This window comes from Streptomyces colonosanans, from assembly GCF_001866645.1.
Classification (GTDB): Bacteria; Actinomycetota; Actinomycetes; order Streptomycetales; family Streptomycetaceae; genus Streptomyces; species Streptomyces colonosanans.
On record NZ_MLYP01000045.1, the window covers coordinates 36,942 to 53,607 of the forward strand.

Annotated in this window: 10 protein-coding genes and 1 pseudogene; 3 read left to right on the plus strand and 8 right to left on the minus strand. The window is 67.6% G+C overall.

The window, feature by feature from the left end; genetic code table 11:
- Nucleotides 1-20: 20 nt before the first annotated feature.
- From BIV24_RS17865 to BIV24_RS17880, 5 genes and pseudogenes are all read right to left on the minus strand, one after another.
- Nucleotides 21-1,850, minus strand: coding sequence for a purine-cytosine permease family protein (locus BIV24_RS17865; protein WP_079168340.1), 1,830 nt, complete (start codon nucleotides 1,848-1,850; stop codon nucleotides 21-23).
- Nucleotides 1,847-2,212: a Ku family protein gene (locus tag BIV24_RS35480; protein WP_245766860.1), complete on the minus strand. Its 366-nt coding sequence runs from the start codon at nucleotides 2,210-2,212 to the stop codon at nucleotides 1,847-1,849. Before BIV24_RS35480 ends, BIV24_RS17865 begins: the two co-directional genes overlap by 4 nt.
- A gap of 22 nt (nucleotides 2,213-2,234) precedes the next feature.
- Nucleotides 2,235-2,732, minus strand: a pseudogene (locus tag BIV24_RS35485) (Ku protein); the annotation flags it as partial.
- Between the two features lie 59 nt (nucleotides 2,733-2,791).
- Nucleotides 2,792-4,063, minus strand: a complete 1,272-nt coding sequence (locus tag BIV24_RS17875) for a D-arabinono-1,4-lactone oxidase (RefSeq protein WP_071367332.1) — start codon at nucleotides 4,061-4,063, stop codon at nucleotides 2,792-2,794.
- Entirely contained in the window at nucleotides 4,060-4,467 is a 408-nt protein-coding gene (locus BIV24_RS17880; RefSeq protein WP_107459548.1) for an aldehyde dehydrogenase family protein, read from the minus strand. The genes BIV24_RS17875 and BIV24_RS17880 overlap by 4 nt, the downstream gene beginning before the upstream one ends.
- A gap of 112 nt (nucleotides 4,468-4,579) precedes the next feature.
- Here BIV24_RS17880 and BIV24_RS17885 point away from each other — a divergent pair, with 112 nt between their 5' ends.
- Nucleotides 4,580-6,931: a SpoIIE family protein phosphatase gene (locus BIV24_RS17885; protein WP_071367334.1), complete on the plus strand. Its 2,352-nt coding sequence runs from the start codon at nucleotides 4,580-4,582 to the stop codon at nucleotides 6,929-6,931.
- 206 nt (nucleotides 6,932-7,137) lie between these two features.
- On the opposite strand, the gene BIV24_RS17890 is transcribed toward BIV24_RS17885, so the two are convergent.
- Nucleotides 7,138-7,380: a hypothetical protein gene (locus BIV24_RS17890; RefSeq protein WP_071367335.1), complete on the minus strand. Its 243-nt coding sequence runs from the start codon at nucleotides 7,378-7,380 to the stop codon at nucleotides 7,138-7,140.
- A gap of 337 nt (nucleotides 7,381-7,717) precedes the next feature.
- A complete protein-coding gene (locus BIV24_RS17895; protein ID WP_143064622.1) occupies nucleotides 7,718-10,888 on the minus strand; it encodes a GH92 family glycosyl hydrolase in 3,171 nt (1,056 codons plus the stop codon).
- A gap of 721 nt (nucleotides 10,889-11,609) precedes the next feature.
- Between BIV24_RS17895 and BIV24_RS17900 the strand changes: the two genes are divergently transcribed.
- Together BIV24_RS17900 and BIV24_RS17905 are read left to right on the plus strand one after the other, a co-directional pair.
- Nucleotides 11,610-14,066, plus strand: coding sequence for a glycoside hydrolase family 84 protein (locus BIV24_RS17900; protein WP_071367337.1), 2,457 nt, complete (start codon nucleotides 11,610-11,612; stop codon nucleotides 14,064-14,066).
- A gap of 656 nt (nucleotides 14,067-14,722) precedes the next feature.
- Nucleotides 14,723-15,700 (plus strand): LacI family DNA-binding transcriptional regulator, encoded by a 978-nt coding sequence (locus BIV24_RS17905; RefSeq protein ID WP_071367338.1) that lies wholly within the window; start codon nucleotides 14,723-14,725, stop codon nucleotides 15,698-15,700.
- Nucleotides 15,701-15,838: 138 nt separating this feature from the next.
- On the opposite strand, the gene BIV24_RS17910 is transcribed toward BIV24_RS17905, so the two are convergent.
- Entirely contained in the window at nucleotides 15,839-16,666 is an 828-nt protein-coding gene (locus BIV24_RS17910; RefSeq protein WP_071367339.1) for a carbohydrate ABC transporter permease, read from the minus strand.

Here is a 16,666-nt window from a genome sequence, read left to right on the forward strand (position 1 = left end):
CGAGCGGCAACTCCCGTGTGTCACCTGCCCGCTGACCAGCGCGCGCCTACCTGGGGAATCAAACCCCGGCTATTCAGTGGAATTGGGTGAGCTGACGCCCTGACAGCAGAAAGGTGCCGCTGAACTGCAAGGATGCGAGTGTCGAGTTCGTATCCGGTGCAAGAGTCAGGACACCTGTCTGGTGATCGAGCGTACAGGGTGGGACCGGGGGCTGTCCGTGAAGGCCGACGGGAAGGGGCTGGTGGGGCGTGCGGGGGCGGTGCTGCTGCGCCGACTGGCGGACCGGATCGGGCTGACACGAGGGCTCGCGGGTGTACTGCCCTCCAGCAGAGCGAGCGACTGGCGGCAGCGGGCCGGGGTGCTGGTCCAGCTCGCCGTGGCAATCGTGCTCGGGGCCATAAGCGCAGTCGGCACGCGTGCTTCTGGATGAGGCTGCCGAGCGGCCATCGCACCGCGGTCGTCCGCAGTCGGGCCACCGTCTTCACGGTGAAGTAGTACAGCGGCGAGACGACGAGCAGGCCGGCGATGAAGGAGATGTCGGTGTGGCCGAGCGCCTTGGCGATCGGGCCGGTGTAGGCGGTCCCGACGATCATGAATGGGATTTGCACCGCGACACCGATCAGGTAACAGAGCACCGCGGGCCGGTTCACCCGGCCGTAGCGGCCGCCGTCGCGCTTGAAGAAGTCCTCGACGGCGTAGTCACCGTGGCGTACCAGGTAGAAGTCGACCAGGTTGACCGCGGTCCACGGGACCAGGGAGCCGAGCAGCAGGGTGAGGAAGTTGTTGTAAGTGGCGACGAAGCCGCTCCCCGAGGTGAGGGCTACGGCGAGCGCAATGGTCCACAATCCGGTCGCGACCACCGCGCGCTCGCGGCTGCGAGCCGTGAAGCGCGGCAGGAAGGTCTGCACGATCGTGATCGTGCACAGGGTGCCGCAGTACAGGTTCATGGCGTTCGTGGCGGCGACCCCGATGCTGAACACGGCCACGACCAGCAGGCTGATCCCGGCGGTTGCCTCGGTCAAGGCAGCGATGGGGTCCGCGCCGGGCAGGAGCAGCCCGATGCCCGCGCCCAGGAACATGGGCAGGATCGAGCCGATGCTGGTGCCCCAGTAGCTCATCCAGAATGCCGGCCTGGAGCCGGTCTTGGCCGGCATGTACCGGGAGTAGTCCGAGACGTACGGCGCGTAGGCGATCTGCCAGACCGCGGCCACCGACACGGTGCTCGCGAACCCGGACAGGGTGGCCTCCCCGGTGCCGAAGAAGGTGTGCGGCACCGGGTGGACGACGAACGCCCAGACGAACGCCAGGAGCAGGACGGCACCCGAGGCGTAGGTCATGATCCGCGCATAGGCATGGATCAGGTTGTAGCCCCAGATCGTGGCCGCGAAGCTAGCCGCCGCGAGCAGCACGATGCCGGCCTTGCTGCTCAGGTGCGGAATCACCGCCGCCAGCGACTGTCCTCCAAAGACCAGGATCGAGATGAAGAACCCGAGGTACATGACCACCACGATCAGGACGATCAGCAGCGCACCCCAGGAGCCGAACTGCCCCTTGGTCTGGACCATCTGGGGGACCCCGAGCCGCGGCCCCTGGGCGGAGTGCAGCGCCATGAAGACGGCTCCGAAGAGGTTCCCGACGACGATCCCCAGCGCGGCCGACCAGGCCGGTTGGCCGAACAGGGTGGTGGCAAGTCCTCCGGTGACAATGGACAGGATCATGATGTTCGTGCCGAACCAGATCGTGAACATGTCCCGGTTCGTGCCATGCCGCTGGTCGAGCGGGATCGGCTGGATCGTTGCCGACTCGATGCCGGAGGCGGACTCGCGCCGCCCAGCCGGTTGCGCACTCATGCCTGCCCCCTCGTCTCAGCGCATCGGACCCGGTTGAACATGACGTCCTGGTCGATGCTCGCCCGCAGCGCGTCCATCAGGTCCACCACGTTGGTGGACTCGGCGGGCTGCTCCGCTTTCTCGACGGTCTTGCCCTTCTTCTTCGCCTCGACGAGCCGCCGCACCTTCTCCTGGAAGGTGTCGTGGAAGTCCTCGGGCTCCCGGTCCATGCTGAGCGAGTCGACCAGCTGGTCGGCCATCTTCAGCTCGCGGTCGGCGAGGCTCTTGTCGTCCGGGAGGTTGGCGACCTCCTTGTGTGGGTCCCGGATCTCGTCGGCCCAGTGCAGGATGTGCAGCTTCAGGATGCCCCCCTCGGCCCTCACCACGACCAGGTACTCGCCGGTTGCGCATGACGAACGTGGCGATGCCAGCTTTGCCGCAGTGTTCCAGCGCCTTCTCCAGCAGGGTGTAGACCTTCGCGTACTGGCTGCTCTTGGGCCCGAGGTAGTACGTCTTGTCGAAGAAGGTGGGCTCGACCTGCTCCAGGTCCACGAACCCCTGGATCTGAAGGTCCCGGGAGCGTCCGGGCGCGATTCATCCAGGTCGCCTGGACGCTCCCAGGACGTACTCGTCCCCGGCGTCGAAGCCCTTGACGATCTCGTCGAGGGGGACTTCCTCCCCGGTGCGCTCGTTCACCGGCTTGTTGCGCATCCGGTACGACGTTCCGCGCTGCAGCTGATGAGAGCCGATGGTGTGGGTGTCGGTGGCGGTGAACACCTGCACGGGCAGGGACACCAGGCCGAAGGTCAGAGCACCGTTCCACACCGCGCGCCATGGCTGCCACCTCCTCACGGTGCTGCTTCCATGGCACTGCGGGAGGGAGCTGATCGCATCCGCTCGCACGCTCGGTGGGGCTCAGCCCGCGAGGACGCCACGATGTGCCCGGTCAGGCGGTGCGTGCTTCACCCGAGCAGTGGGCGTAGGTGGTCGTTGAGGAAGACGTCGTTGGGATCGAACTGGCTGCGGATGGTGCGGAAGCGGTCGAGTTCGGGAAACATGCGCTCTATGCGTCTGCGGGTAGTGAAGTGCAGCTTGCCCCAGTGCGGGCGAGCGTCGAAGTCGTCCAAGACGGCGTCCACGTCGCGGAGGTACGGCCAGTAGTCTGTGCCGGCCGCCACTGTGATGGTGATGGCCATATTGTCGCGGCGATACTGGGGCGACAGGTAGGCCCCGTCTGCGGCGACCCATCTCACCTCGACAGGGAAGACTTGCTCGGGATACTTCGTCCGGATGAGCTGCCTGATCTCCGTGAAGGCCTCGCGTCCCCGCTCGGTCGGCACGAAGTACTCCAGTTCGTTGAAAATTAGTCCGAACCCCCCAGGGTAGATGCGGTACGAGCGGTCGACCCGTCGCCCTTCAGTCGTTTCGATACCACCGGGCTCCTCGATCTCTACGGCGTCGTAGACCTTGGTGTAAGCACGGTCCGCCATCCGCACACCTTTGGGCGTTGGCAACTCAAAGAGCTCAGCGGCGTTGTCGGTGGGGCACCACAGGAATGAGAAATGCCGGTGAGTGTCAGGGTTCACATCCCATCTGTCGAGCAGCTCGTCAACGTGCGGGAAGGTGATGGTCTCGCGGAGGTGATAAGAGGGCGAGACGTCGAGTTCCACCTCGACCACGACACCAAGCGCACCCAGGGAGACCTGTGCCGCTCGGAGTTCCTCGATGTCCCGCTCATCGATCTCGACGACGTCACCTGTCCCGTCGATGATCCGGACGTACCGAACAGCCGCGGAGAAGCTCGTCAGCTTGGTGCCTGAGCCGTGCGTGCCGGTGGCGATGGCCCCTGCGATGGTCTGCTTTTCGATGTCACCCTGGTTCGACAACGCCAGCCCATCCCGCCACAGTGGATCACCGAAGCTGCTGATCGGGGTGCCGCCCCAGGCCCGCGCGCGTCGTCTGGCCAGATCTGTGCCGGTGATACCGCTCAGATTCTCAAGGCTGAGGAGCAGGCCACCGGTCTGTACCAGCGGCGTGCTGGAGTGGCCGGTTCCGGCCACCCGGATGTTGAGCCCGTCCCCGAGCGCCTGCCTGACCACGCAGACAAGCTGTTCCTCGCTCCTGGGTGCGGCGAACGCCGCAGGGCTGAAGACTTGGTTCTGCCCCCAGTTGCGCCACACCATCCCGCGCTTCAGCTCCGCCCCGGAGGCGGAGGCGCCGACCGGCCCCGTCATGATTGCTGTCCTGTGGATCCGGCTCCTGCACGAGTCTTGTTGACCACAACGTGCTTGGTGCGCGCGTAGTCGTCGCGAGGGTACGTCGACAGGTCGCGGCCGTAACCCAAGGCTTTGAAACCGCCCCGGAGCATATCCGTGGCGAGCATGAGGTGGTCGTTGACCCGGACTGCGCCGAAGTCGAGCCGTCCTGGCATGTCTGCTGCTCGTCGAGCGTCCTGCGTCCGGGCCAAGGAGACGGCGTCCTCGTCGTCCCGGAGCGTCTCTGCTCTCATCACGGGTCCGAAGATCTCCTTCCTCGTGCACTTCGCCCTGCGGTGCGTCGACCAGGCTGGTGGGAAGAACGAAGTAGCTGTCGCCCCCGCGGGCGATCGCCGATGGCGACGCGCGCTCCCCCCACATATGCTCGATCGTTGAACCCGACCACGCTGTCACGATGCGCGCGCGAGAAACTCCCGTGAATTAGTCTGATTATGTGGCCGTATCGCCCCGACGGAGGCCACTCGGTAGGTATCCATGAGTTCCGAGAGTGCAAAGTTGGGAGGCTGCGGGCCTTTCCGTGTCGCCCCGACAGCGACTGTGGTGCTAGACGCCCGGGGGACGGTCATCGGGTGGAGCCCGGCGGCCGAGGAGCTGTTCGGTTACGCGTCAAAAGAAGCGCTTGGCAGCCCTGTCGGCGACCTTCTGGGGGACACTGCGCGGGTGGCTCCACCTCAGGAACCTGGAAACACATATGCAGTTCGCTCGGTGCTTCATCGGGACGGTCGCACTGTACGGGTCGCACTGCTGATCAGCCCGCTGGAGCAGGACGAGGGCGCTGCTGCCTGGCTGCTGTCAGCCGTCGACGTAGCCCATCTCGAACAGTGGGCCAGCGATCAGGCAGTACTGAAGGGGCTGAGCGATCAGTCGTCCATTCTCATCACTCTCTACGATACACAAAGCCGGTTTAAGTGGTTCAATACCGCCGTCGAGAAGCAGTTCGGCTTGACGATGGAAGACTGCGTCGGTCGGTGCGTAACGGATGTGGAACCTCATGGCGAGGTCCTTGTCGAGGACGGTGACGGAGTCCCGGCACCAGGGCTGCAGAGGCTCATCGAGCGAGTCGTGCACACTGGAGAATCCATCACCGACGTCCGCTACCGCACCCCGATCCCTGCCGACCCGCATCACGATCACGTCTGGTCCTTCTGCTACTTCCGGCTGCAGGATGACGAGGGACGGCCACTGGGTGTGTGTGAAGCGGGGCTCGACATCACGGACCGTTACGTGGTCCGGCAACGCCTAGCACTGCTGAGCGGAGCCGGCGGCAGAATCGGCGGGACTCTCGACATCGTGCGTACCGCCGGTAACCTGGCCGATCTGGCCGTTCCGGAGTTCGCGGACCTCGTCCAGGTGGACCTGCTCGAGCCTGTGCTCCGCGGTCAAGAACCCGGTCCGCGGACAGATGAGACCAGCCGCGACCTGCGGCGGGTGGCGGAACGGGGCGCGGACCACGACCGTCCGGCGGCAGCGGCATCGCCGCGTCCAATCGGATATCCACCCGATTCGCCGCAGCTGCGCTGCCTTGCCCATGGGCATTCGGTCGCCTGCGACCAGGTCGTGGTCGTTCCGCTGCAGGCCCGGGGAACCGCACTGGGCCTGGCGACGTTCGAAAGGTTCCCGCCGCGGGCCCCTTTCGACCCCGAGGAAATCGCCCTCGCGGAGGAACTGGTCTCCCGGACCGCAGTGTGTGTGGACAACGGACGCCGCTACGCTCGAGAGCATGCGATCGCGCTGATGCTGCAGCACGAGCTGCTCCCGCATCGCCTAGCGCAGCCCGCGGCCGTGGAAGTCGCTCAACGCTACCTTCCCGCGGCCGGACCCGTGGGAGTGGGCGGGGACTGGTACGACGTTATCCCGCTCTCCGGGGCACGGGTCGGCCTGGTCGTCGGGGACGTCGCCGGTCATGGCATGCGCGCCGCCGCCACCATGGGTCGGATGCGCACCACCGTGGCGGCGCTCGCGGCAATGGACCTCGCACCGGATGAGCTGCTCGCCCGGCTCGACGACCTGGTCGCGCAGCCCCCCGGGGGCGAGGATGACCGGGCCGTTGGCGTGACCTGCCTCTACGTCATCTACGACCCGGTCGAGCGGCACTGCGTCATGGCCCGGGCCGGCCACCTGCCCCCCGCAGTGGTGGCTCCTGACGGCCGCGTGGAAATCCTCGACCTGCCCGCTGGCCCACCGCTCGGCCTGGGCGGCCTGCCGTTCGAAAGCGTCGGTTTCGACCTTCCCGAGGACAGCCTCCTGGCCCTGTTCACCGACGGCCTCGTGGAGGCCCGCGACCGGGACATCGACATCGGCCTGAACGAGCTGTGCGACGCACTGTCCGTACCAGGCCGACAGCTAGAAGATACCTGTGACAGTGTTATGAGCGCTGTACTGCCGAAGTCCTCAGGAGACGACGCAGCCCTGCTCCTGGTCAGGGTCCATGCGTTGAGCGATGACCAGGTGGCAAGCTGGGACCTTCCCGCCGATCCCGCAGAGGTCGCCAGGTTCCGCTTCCTGGCGGTCCAGAAGCTGGCTGAGTGGGGGCACAACGAGGCGGTGTTCGTCATCGAGCTCGTGGTGAGCGAGCTGGTCACCAACGCGATCCGGTACGGCGGCGCTCCTGTGCGGCTGCGGCTCATTCGGGACTGCGGCCTGATATGCGAGGTCTCAGACGGGGGCCACACCTCCCCGCACCTGCGGCGGGCCGCGCAGGAGGACGAGGGAGGCCGCGGACTGTTCCTCGTCGCCCAGCTTACGGAACGCTGGGGCACCCGCTACACACCACAGGGCAAGACGATCTGGGCCGAAGTGCCGCTTGATGCCCGGCCCTGCAGCTGACCCCACCCCGCGCACCCCGAAGCTGCTGGCGGGCCTGGCCGGGCGGCTTGGCATGCTGCCTGCTTCCCGCCCTGATCACCGCCGGCGTCGTCGGCGCCGGAGCCGACGCGCTGGTCGGCTGGCTGCCCGCCATCGCTGCGGCCCTGGCTACGCTTCCCGTGGTGGCTTGGCCAGCGGCACCGCCGCGCCGTGCGACTGCGGCAACATCACCGGCCACCAGCCGCCAAGCCGCTCTGGACCTCGCTGCCATCGCCCGCAGACGTAGTCCTACAGAGCATCTCGCGCCATTCGGAGGCGAGTTGCACGACGTATGGGGTGGGGAACCACACCCTGGTTCGTCCGGCCTGCGGCAGGGTGATGCGGTCGACCAGCCCCTCGGCGCGCAGCCTGGCCAGCCGCCGCCAGGCGGAGGAGGAAGCTGCCGTCTGGGCGGCAGCGGAAGCGAACATGCCCCGTGGTATTTTCCGCTGCCGCCGTTGACCCGACCGCTCTGCGGCAAGTCGTCGTCGAGCCTGTGGTCGCACCCCGTCCGTGGGCCCGACCACGTCGTCTGACGCCCCGGCCACAGCAAGTCAGCGCGTCGCCCCGGGCTGCCGACGCGTGCCGGGCCGGCGCCGGCCGCGGACCCTCCCGGCCGGGATCAACTCCCGCACATCTCCCACACATCCGGCCCGACCGTCCCTCCGGCCCATCCCCCCATCACCACGAAAACCGTTCTGGCCCCACCGCTTACGCGGCGGGGCCAGAACCCAAGATCTGAATGAGCCTTCTAGGCGGGGGAGGAGGTCACGACGGGATCACTTCGACCTCGGCGAGCGACAGCGGGTCGGTGGTGGCGAGCTGGATCCGCACGTAACGTCCGGTGGTCTTCACCGGGACGACCGTCGGGGTGCCGGCAGTGTCGGTCCGGTGGACGGCGGTCACGCCGGGCTGGGCCAGCGTCGTGGCGAGCGACTGGCTGGTGAACGGCGTGTCGGAGACGAGGACGTAGTAGTCGGTCAGCCGCTCCGAACAGCAGTCGCTGCGGTTCCATACCGCGACATCGGAGATGGCCTTCGACGCCCCGAGGTCCACCTGCCACCAGGGCTCCGGGGAGCCGTCCTCGGCGGTGTGGGTGACCGAGCCGACGGTGAAGTTGCCGTCGGTGTTGCCGTCGACCGCCCGCGCGGCGACGCCGCCCCAAGCGGTGCTCTTCTGCGTGGCGGGCTTGCCATAGGACAGCGATGTCACCTTGAGCGCGATCGTCGTGCTGCCGAGGGATTCGCCGGTCGACCTGTCCGTCATCCTGAACTCGACCGGGTGCAGTCCGGGCTTCGCGGAGCCGTCCGCGGTGACCGTCACCGGGGTGGTGGCCCGGCCGCCGGCGTCGACCGCCAGCCGGCCGGATGCCGGAGACACCGTGATGTCGGCGGAGGGGACGGCGCTGAACGCGACCTCGGACGCGGAGCCGGAGAGATCGGCGGCCCCCACGGTCGCCGTGAGGCTCTGGCCCGGCTCCAGCAGGGCCGGGCTCGTGTCGGACACCGACGCGAACGGCCGGACGCCGAGGTCCGTCGTGCCGTGCCGAGGCGGCTGGTTGCCGCTGCCGCGGCCCCAGGTGGTGCTCGCCGGGTCGGAGGTGAGGTCGAACCGGATCGTGCCGGCGCGGAGCAGATCGGCGTGTGTGATCCACGACTTGGGCGAGGCGGCACCGCCGACGTTCACGGAACGCACGTACTGCAGCTTCGACCGGTCCGCCCCGGGGGCGGTGATGTCGATAGGGCGGCCGCCGTCCGGCTGGATGCGGACCCGGTCGAACATCGGCGCGGACAGGACGTACTCGGCCGAGCCCGGCATCACCTCGTACATGCCGATCATGGACCAGACGAGCCAGGACGAGATGGTGCCGAGGTCGTCGTTGCCGGGCATGCCCTGGGCGTCGTCGGTGAACAGCGGCTGCGCCGCGCGCAGCACCGCGGAGGTCTTCCACGGCTGGTCGGTCCACGCGTACATCCAAGGGGCGTGCAGGTCGGGCTCGTTGTTCGGGTTGAAGGCGAAGTTGTTGTGGTAGTCGTATGCGCCGACCACCCACGATTTCTTCGCAACACCCTTGTGGTCGAGGAGCAGTTCGGGCATGTCGAAGAAGGTGTCGAGGCGCTGCTCAGCCTTGGCCCTGCCGCCCATCAGCGCGAACAGCCCGGGCACGTCCTGCTGCGCGAGCCACTGGTACTGCCACGGCGTGCCCTCGTGGAAACCGGTGCTCTGGGTCGGGTCCGCGCTGCCCACCCAGGTTCCCTCCGGTGTCCGGGATCGCGGGAAGCCGTCGAATCCCTTCGAACCCACGCCGAAGTCCCACTCGTTGGCGAAGTTGCCGCACCGCTTGCCCAACGCCGTCGCCTTGGCCGACTCACCGAGTCCGCGGGCCATCTCGGCCAGACCGCAGTCGGCCAGAGCGTACTCCAGCGTCGCCGAACCGGCCTGCCGGGAGTCGCCCCAGACGTAGCCGCCCTTGTCCTGGTAGCCGATCCATCCGTTGCGCACATAGGTCGGGTTGCCGTCACGTCCGCGGAAGACCGACTGGTCGGCCGGAACCTCCGTGACGTTCTTCCACAGTGCCTCGAACAGGGCCCGGGCGGTGGGCTTGTCGAGCAGCCCGCGGGCGTACAGGGAGGTGATGAATGGTGTCGGCCCCTCCCCGCTCATCACGTTGGTCTCGCTCGCACCGAGCGCCCAGCGCGGTAGCCAGCCACCGTCCTGGTAGACGCGCAGGAGCGACTTCGCCATGTCGGCGGCGCGTCGTGGTTCGAGCAGCGCGACGAGCTGGTTCTGCGCGCGGTAGGTGTCCCAGAGCGAGAACATCTGGTAGTACGGCCGGTCGCTGCGGTGGACCTGCTTGTCAAAGCCCATGTACCGGCCGTCGACGTCGGAACCGACCGACGGGTGCAGCGTCGCGCGGTAGAGGGAGGAGTAGAAGGTGCGCAGGTCGGCGTCGCTGCCGCCGGCCACCCGCAGTCGCTCCAGCTGGCGCACCCAGGTCCGGTGCGCGGCGGCCCGGACGGAGTCGAAGGTCTTGTCCGCGCTCTCCGTGCGGCGGTTCAGCCGGGCGCCGTCGACCGAGGTGTAGGACACGCCGACGGACGCGCCGACCTGGCCGCCGCCGCTGAACCCGACCATCGCGCCGCCGTCGGCCCGGGATCCGTTCGACGACGTACCGCTGATGTCCGCCGACCGGCGGCTCGACGTGACGTGCCCGCCGTCCGCCCAGGTGCCGAACTTGTCAAACCGCCGGTCGAACTTGGCGCTGAAGAAGACCTTGTACCGCTCCTTGCCCGTCTCCCAGCAGAAGTTGCCGCCGGTGATCCAGCCCTCGACGGTGTCGTCGTTCACGACGTCCACATGGCCGGCGTAGGTGTAGCCGTTGCTGGAGCCGACGTTGACCACCACGGTGCGCTGTGACGCGTCCGACGGGAAGGTGTACCGGTGCCAGCCGGTCCGCTCGGTCGCGGACAGCTCGGCCGTCACCCCCGATTGCAGGCCGACCTTGTAGTACCCCGGCTCGGCGTGCTCGTCGGCGTGACGGAAACCGGCCGCCTGCTGACTCGGCTGCGTCCCCGGAAAGTCGCCGGGCACCGGCATCAGACGGAAGTTGCCCGCGGTCTGGCAGCCGACTCCGGACAGGTGGGTCTGGCTGAATCCCAGGATCTGCGAGTCCGCGTGATCGTACGAAGCATAGGAGTTGAGCCGGGTGTCCGGGCTGTTCTGCACCATCCCGAAGGGGAGCGCCGCGCCCGGGAACGTCGTACCCGAGCCGTTGTTCCCGATCGATGTGTTCACGTACGCCGTCGGATCCTCGGGGAACTGCGGTCCTACCGTTGGGGATGCTCCCGCGGCAGTCGTCGACAGGCCACTGATCATGAGGGCCGTAGCCGCGACGGTGGATAGAACACGGACCAGACGGACTGGTCTCGGTATGTGCATGGGCGTTCCTTCATCGGTCCGACGGGTGACGTGGGCGACATCGTTGTCAGGACGAGAGGGCTCGTCAAGTCCACGCGCCTTGCAGATTGTTCGGCGCGGAGGGCGGCTTCACAGCCAGATCCCTAGTGGACTAGACCACTAGGGGGTAGCGTGGCGCGTGACCTGGGCGAGGTTCTGCCGAAGGGAGTACGCGGACGATGGAACGGGCGGAGGCGGCGGTGCAGGGGGCGAACGTCGTCGCTCCGGTGCCACGTATCGTGCTGCACCCGGACTCCGCGATGAGCCTGCGGCCGGCCGCGGAATTGCTTGCGGAGGGACTGGTTACCGAGGGGCACCTGGCGCGGGCCCCGCGGGGGTCCTGGCCCGCACATCGAAGTCGGCGCCCATCTGTCCGCGTGGTGCGACCCGCCGCAGTCGATGGGGGAGGGGGAACGCCAGGCTGCTGCAGGAGTGGCTGAAGTTGTTCGCGCAAGCGACTTGGGGCTCTCCCCGTCCGTTTGCCACGCCGGAGGAGTTCCGGGCCGAGGTTCTGGAACGGGTGGGAACCGCGCCCGTGATCGACAGTCGGGACTGAGGCGTGGCTCGCCCAAGCGGCACCCGTGTCCTGCAGTTCGACACCGGCACCCGCTACAGCCGGCAGGTCGAACGTCTTGACAGCGAGCCGAGTCCGACCAGTAGCCTCTTAAGGCGAAAGTGGTCTAGACCACCTGGAGGGATTTTCATGAGAAGGCGCAGAACGGCACTCGGCGTGTTCGCCATAGCAAGCTGCGTGACGCTCGGGGTGTTCACGCCCGGAGCCGGTGCACAGGCCGCAGAATCCACGGACGCGCGGGGCGCCGTCTCGGCGGGCGCCCGTCCCCTGCCGCCGGTCTCCCCGACACCGCAGTCCATCTCCCGTTCGGGCGACGACCTGACCGTCACCGGCCGGGTGCTCCTGGTCGCCGACGCGCGCACGGATGCAGCCGCCCGCGACCGGCTCGTCCGCGAGCTCAAGAACCACGGCGCCGCGCGCGTTGACAACGTTTCCCCCGACAGCGTCCCGCAAGCGTCCAAGGGCCTGCTCACTGTCAGACTCGGACCCGCCGATCGTGCGGACATCGGAGAGGCGTTGGGTGACACCGCCGTGCCCAGCCACTCCGAGGGCTACGCCCTGCGAGTCAGGGGGCGGCAGTCGCATCCGGAGATCGCCCTCGGTGGTACGGACGCCGCAGGCCAGTTCTATGCGGTGCAGACCCTGCGCCAGCTCTTTCAACACGACGACGGAGACTGGAAGGTGGCGGGCGCTCAGGTCAGCGACTTCCCCTCGATGCCGCTGCGGGGCACCATCGAGGGCTTCTACGGCCCGCCGTGGACGGCGGCCGAGCGTCTGGACCACATGGACTTCCTCGGCGACATGAAGTCCAACACCTATGTCTACGCGCCGAAGGACGACCCGTACCACCGGGACAAGTGGCGTGAGCCCTACCCGCCGGCCAGGCTCGCCGAGTTGCGCGAACTGATCGACCGCGCCCGGGCCGATCATGTGCGCTTCACTTTCGCCGTCTCACCCGGCGCGTCCATCTGTTACTCAAACCCCGCCGACACCAAGGCACTCACTGACAAAATGCAGTCCATGTACGACGCGGGCGTGCGGTCGTTCTCCGTTCCGCTGGACGACATCAGCTACACCAGCTGGAACTGCCCCGGCGACACGGAGAAGTTCGGAGCGCCGGGCCGCGGTGCGGCGGCCCGCGCCCAGGTGAGTCTGCTGAACACGGTACAGCGCGATTTCGTCGCCAAGCGGCAAGGGGCCAACCCGCTGCAGATGGTGCCCACGGAGTACGGCGATCTGACCGACACGGCGTACAAGCAGACGATCCGTGCCACGCTCGACCCCGCAGTGCAGGTGATGTGGACCGGGACGGACGTGGTGCCGAAGGACATCACCAACGCTCAGGCATCCAAGGCCGCCGAACTCTTCGGCCGGAAAGTCTTCGTGTGGGACAACTACCCGGTCAACGACTTCGGCCGGACCGCGGGTCGACTGCTGCTGGCGCCGTACGACAAGCGTGAGCCCGGTCTGTCCGACCACCTCAGCGGCATCGTCTCCAACCCGATGAACCAGGAGGCCGCCAGCAAGCTCGCGGTCTTCACCATGTCGGACTTCTCGTGGAACGACCGGGGCTACGACCGGGACCGCTCCGGACGCCAGGCCGCTCTCCACCTCGCCGCGGGGGACCGCCAAACGGCCGACGCGGTGCAGGTGTTCGTCGACCTCAACCACGCGGCCCCGACCTTCGGCTCCGAGCTGTGGCAGCCCCAGGCACCGGTGTTCAGCGCCGAGTTGGAGCGGTTCTGGAACGCCTACGGAACCGATGCGCGGGCCGCGATCAGCGGATTCCTCCCGTCCGTGCGCGCGGTCACGCGGGCGCCGGCCGTCATCCGGGAGGGCGTGCCCGACAAGCTGTTCCTCTCCGACGCCTCCCGCTGGCTGGACGCCACGCAACTGTGGGGACAGGCGATGGAGCACGGACTGAACACCCTCGCCGCGATCGATGCCGGGAACGCGACCGAGGCGGCCAAGGAGCGCAAGTCCATGGGCTCCGTAGCCGCCGCGGCCTCGCAGATCACGGTCGACCCGGCGGAGCACCACCAGCACGGCCAGGTGAAGATCGGCGATCCGTTCATCGAGGACTTCGTCACGCGGGTGGAGAACCTCCACGACGAGTCGATGGGACTGCCGCCCCTCAGGGAGCTCGCCCACGGTAAGACGGCGACCCAGATCTCCGACTACGACTGGGGCGGCAAGTTCCCCTTCAGCGCCGACAAGGCCGTCGACGGTGACCGCTTCAACTTCTCCACCACCAGCGGCCGCGAGGCGCAGCCGTGGTGGCAGGTCGACCTCGGATCGAGCGCCGACCTCGAGAAGATCAAGATCTACAACCGGACGGACTGCTGCGCGGAGCGGACGAAGGACTACTACGTCCTGGTGTCCGACCAGCCCTTCTCCGGGACGCTCGCGGACCAGTTCGGCAAGCCGGGCGTCTGGAGCCACCACGAGACGGACCAGGCCGCAGGCCCCACCACCGTCGAAACCACCGCCCGGGGCCGTTATGTGCGGGTGTGGCTCGCCAGTAAGACCCCCGTCGAACTCAACATGGCCGAGGTCGAGGTCCTCGGCCGCGTGAAGCAGGGCTGACCGGTGATCTTGCGCGCAAGCCCCATCTCTTCAGGGCGGGGTTATTAGTTAGGCGTTCAACGTCGCAGGTCACTCGACCTGCTGAGATCTCCAGGATCCGGCGGCACGTGACGCGGCCGTTCTTCACGCTTCGAGATGTCGAGTAACGAAGCACGCGAGAACGGCCGCTTCCTCTTAGTCTCCCCCTCGATGTGCCCGCAGGCGAGGCATTGAGCGTGTTGTCCCGCTTTCGGGTCGAATTCTACGGCTGCCTGTACAGCCGCGCCGATGCGCTTTTCGAGCTCACCGACGCGATCTTGTGCGCGGACGGGCCGGTGAAGCCCCTGGTCGAGCGCTCCGTCATGGAGCGGCGGGTGCAGACCTGTCGGCGTCAACTCCTGAGTTGCACGTTGATATGGAATCAGCGTCATCTGCTCCACGCAGTACGCGAGTTCGAACGCTTCTCCAACTCGCATCGACCGCATCAGGGCATGGGCAACGTCCGCCCACTCTGCCCGTTGGCGCCGCGTGCTGGGGGTGCGCACGCTGACCGAGGCATAGGATGAAGGCTGCGGGCGCGCTGTGGAAACGCCCGCAGCCGTCGGCTGGAAGAGAGAGCGAGCGCAGTGCCCCCGTCCGGCAGTCCCGGATCCACCGGACCCGCGACGACGCCCACGATGCGGGATGTCGCCGCCCGTGCAGGCGTCAGTGCCATGACCGTGTCGCGGGTGCTGAAGGACGAGCGCGTCAGCGCTACGACCAGGGAGCGGGTGCTCGCTGCCGTACGCGAACTGGGCTACCGTCGCAACGAGGTGGCCCGCACTCTGCGTCTGGGCCGGCCCAGCGGCATGATCGGTCTGGTCGTCACCAACCTCGGCAACCCTTTCTACTCCCGTCTCGCGCTCGGCGCTGAAAGCGTCGCCGAGGAGTATGGGCTTCGGCTGGTGCTGGGCAACACGGCGTCACAGGTCCAGCGCGAACGTGAATTGGTGGAGGATCTGATATCCCGCCGGGTGGACGGCGTGATCGTGGTTCCGGCCGGCGCCGCACACCCTCATCTCAGTCCTGCCACCCTCGGCGGCACGCCCGTGGTCTTCGCCTCCCAGCCGCCTTCCGAGATCGAGGCCGACGCGGTTCTCGTGGACGACTTCGGTGGAGCCCGCGAGGCCACCGCACAAGTGCTGTCCGAAGGGCACCGGAGCGTTGGTTTCCTAGGCAATCCACCCGGTCTGTTCACCGCAGCAGAGCGCTTCCGCGGCTACTGGGCCGCGCATGAGGAAGCCGGTCTGACACCGCACGAGGAGTGGGTGCGCCGGGGCCCGCACGACATCTCCACCGCAGAGGCGGCGGCCATGGAGCTGTTGGACGGCGAGGATGCGCCGACAGCACTGTTCTGCTCCAACAACCGCATCACGCTGGGCGCTTACCGGGCGGTGTGGCGCCTTGGCGCCAGCACCGCGCTCGCGGGCTTCGACGACTTCGAGATGGCGGACATGCTGCAGGTACCGGTCACCGTCGTCTCGTACGACGCGGAAGAGGTCGGACGCCGGGCGGCCCGGCTGCTGCTGGACCGGATCGAACAGGGGCCGGACGCGTCGGCGGGCTCGGCGCGCCGGACGGTGGTGCCGACGTCGGTGGTGCGCTACGGCGCGTAGCACGGCCGGGCAGCGGGACGCGGCGCCGGCACGCTGTTCCGGGCCCGGTCACGCGCTCCGGACGTCGGCCCGGCAATGAAGGCCTGCCGGTACAGCATGAGGGCGACGGTGCCGCCTACGTTGCCGCCTTGGAATCGCTCAGCCCTTTGTCGCCCCACCGGTGAGGCCCTTGACAAAGTGCTTCTGGAAAGCCAGATAGAAGACGAGAATGGGCAGCGTGGCCAGGAACATCAGCGCGAAGACCGTGCCGAAGTCCGCCTGGTGCTCGCCGATGGCGCGATAGATGCCGACGGTCACCGTGGTACCGGTGGCCGGCCCCAAGATGATCAGCGGATTGAGGAAGTCGTTCCAGATCCAGACGCCGAGGAAGATGAGAACGCTTGCCGATGCCGGCCGCATCAGAGGGAAGACCACCTGCCAGAAGACGCGGAACGGGCCTGCGCCGTCGAGTTCGGCTGCTTCTTCGAGTTCCCGCGGGATCGTCTTCACGAATCCGGCGAAGACGAGGACTCCGAACGGCACGTAGTAGCCGACGTATGCCACGATCAGGCCGGGCACGGTGCTCATGAGGCCGAGGGCCCGGAGTACCTCCGTAATGGGGGTGAGGATGACCGCCGGTGGGACCATGAGCCCGCACAGCAGCGTCACCATGGTGACCTTGGCTGCGACGCCGGCCGACCGTGCGAGGTAGTGGCCGAGCATGGCTGAGACCGCGGTGACGAGCATCATGGAGATCGCAGTGACCTCCGCGCTGTTGATCAATCCGTACCAGAAGAGATGGTCCGGGCGGGACAGTACGCTGTGAATGTTGTCCCAGGTCGGTGGGATCGGGAGTCCCACCGGGTTCGAGACGATCGCCGAGCCGTGCTTGAACACGTTGACCAGCACGAGGTAGACCGGCAGGAAGAACAGGGAACTTACGAGGAGCGCGACCAACGGTCGTAGCCAGGCTCGGAGTCCGGTCAT

What these genes read in the sequence shown, in the direction of transcription:
- BIV24_RS17865 (WP_079168340.1), bottom strand. Translation starts at nt 1,850, where the DNA reads ATGAGTGCGCAACCGGCTGGGCGGCGCGAGTCCGCCTCCGGCATCGAG.
- BIV24_RS17890 (WP_071367335.1), bottom strand. Translation starts at nt 7,380, where the DNA reads ATGTTCGCTTCCGCTGCCGCCCAGACGGCAGCTTCCTCCTCCGCCTGG.
- BIV24_RS17905 (WP_071367338.1), top strand. Translation starts at nt 14,723, where the DNA reads ATGCGGGATGTCGCCGCCCGTGCAGGCGTCAGTGCCATGACCGTGTCG.
- BIV24_RS17900 (WP_071367337.1), top strand. Translation starts at nt 11,610, where the DNA reads ATGAGAAGGCGCAGAACGGCACTCGGCGTGTTCGCCATAGCAAGCTGC.
- BIV24_RS17875 (WP_071367332.1), bottom strand. Translation starts at nt 4,063, where the DNA reads ATGACGGGGCCGGTCGGCGCCTCCGCCTCCGGGGCGGAGCTGAAGCGC.
- BIV24_RS17910 (WP_071367339.1), bottom strand. Translation starts at nt 16,666, where the DNA reads ATGACCGGACTCCGAGCCTGGCTACGACCGTTGGTCGCGCTCCTCGTA.
- BIV24_RS17885 (WP_071367334.1), top strand. Translation starts at nt 4,580, where the DNA reads ATGAGTTCCGAGAGTGCAAAGTTGGGAGGCTGCGGGCCTTTCCGTGTC.
- BIV24_RS17895 (WP_143064622.1), bottom strand. Translation starts at nt 10,888, where the DNA reads ATGCACATACCGAGACCAGTCCGTCTGGTCCGTGTTCTATCCACCGTC.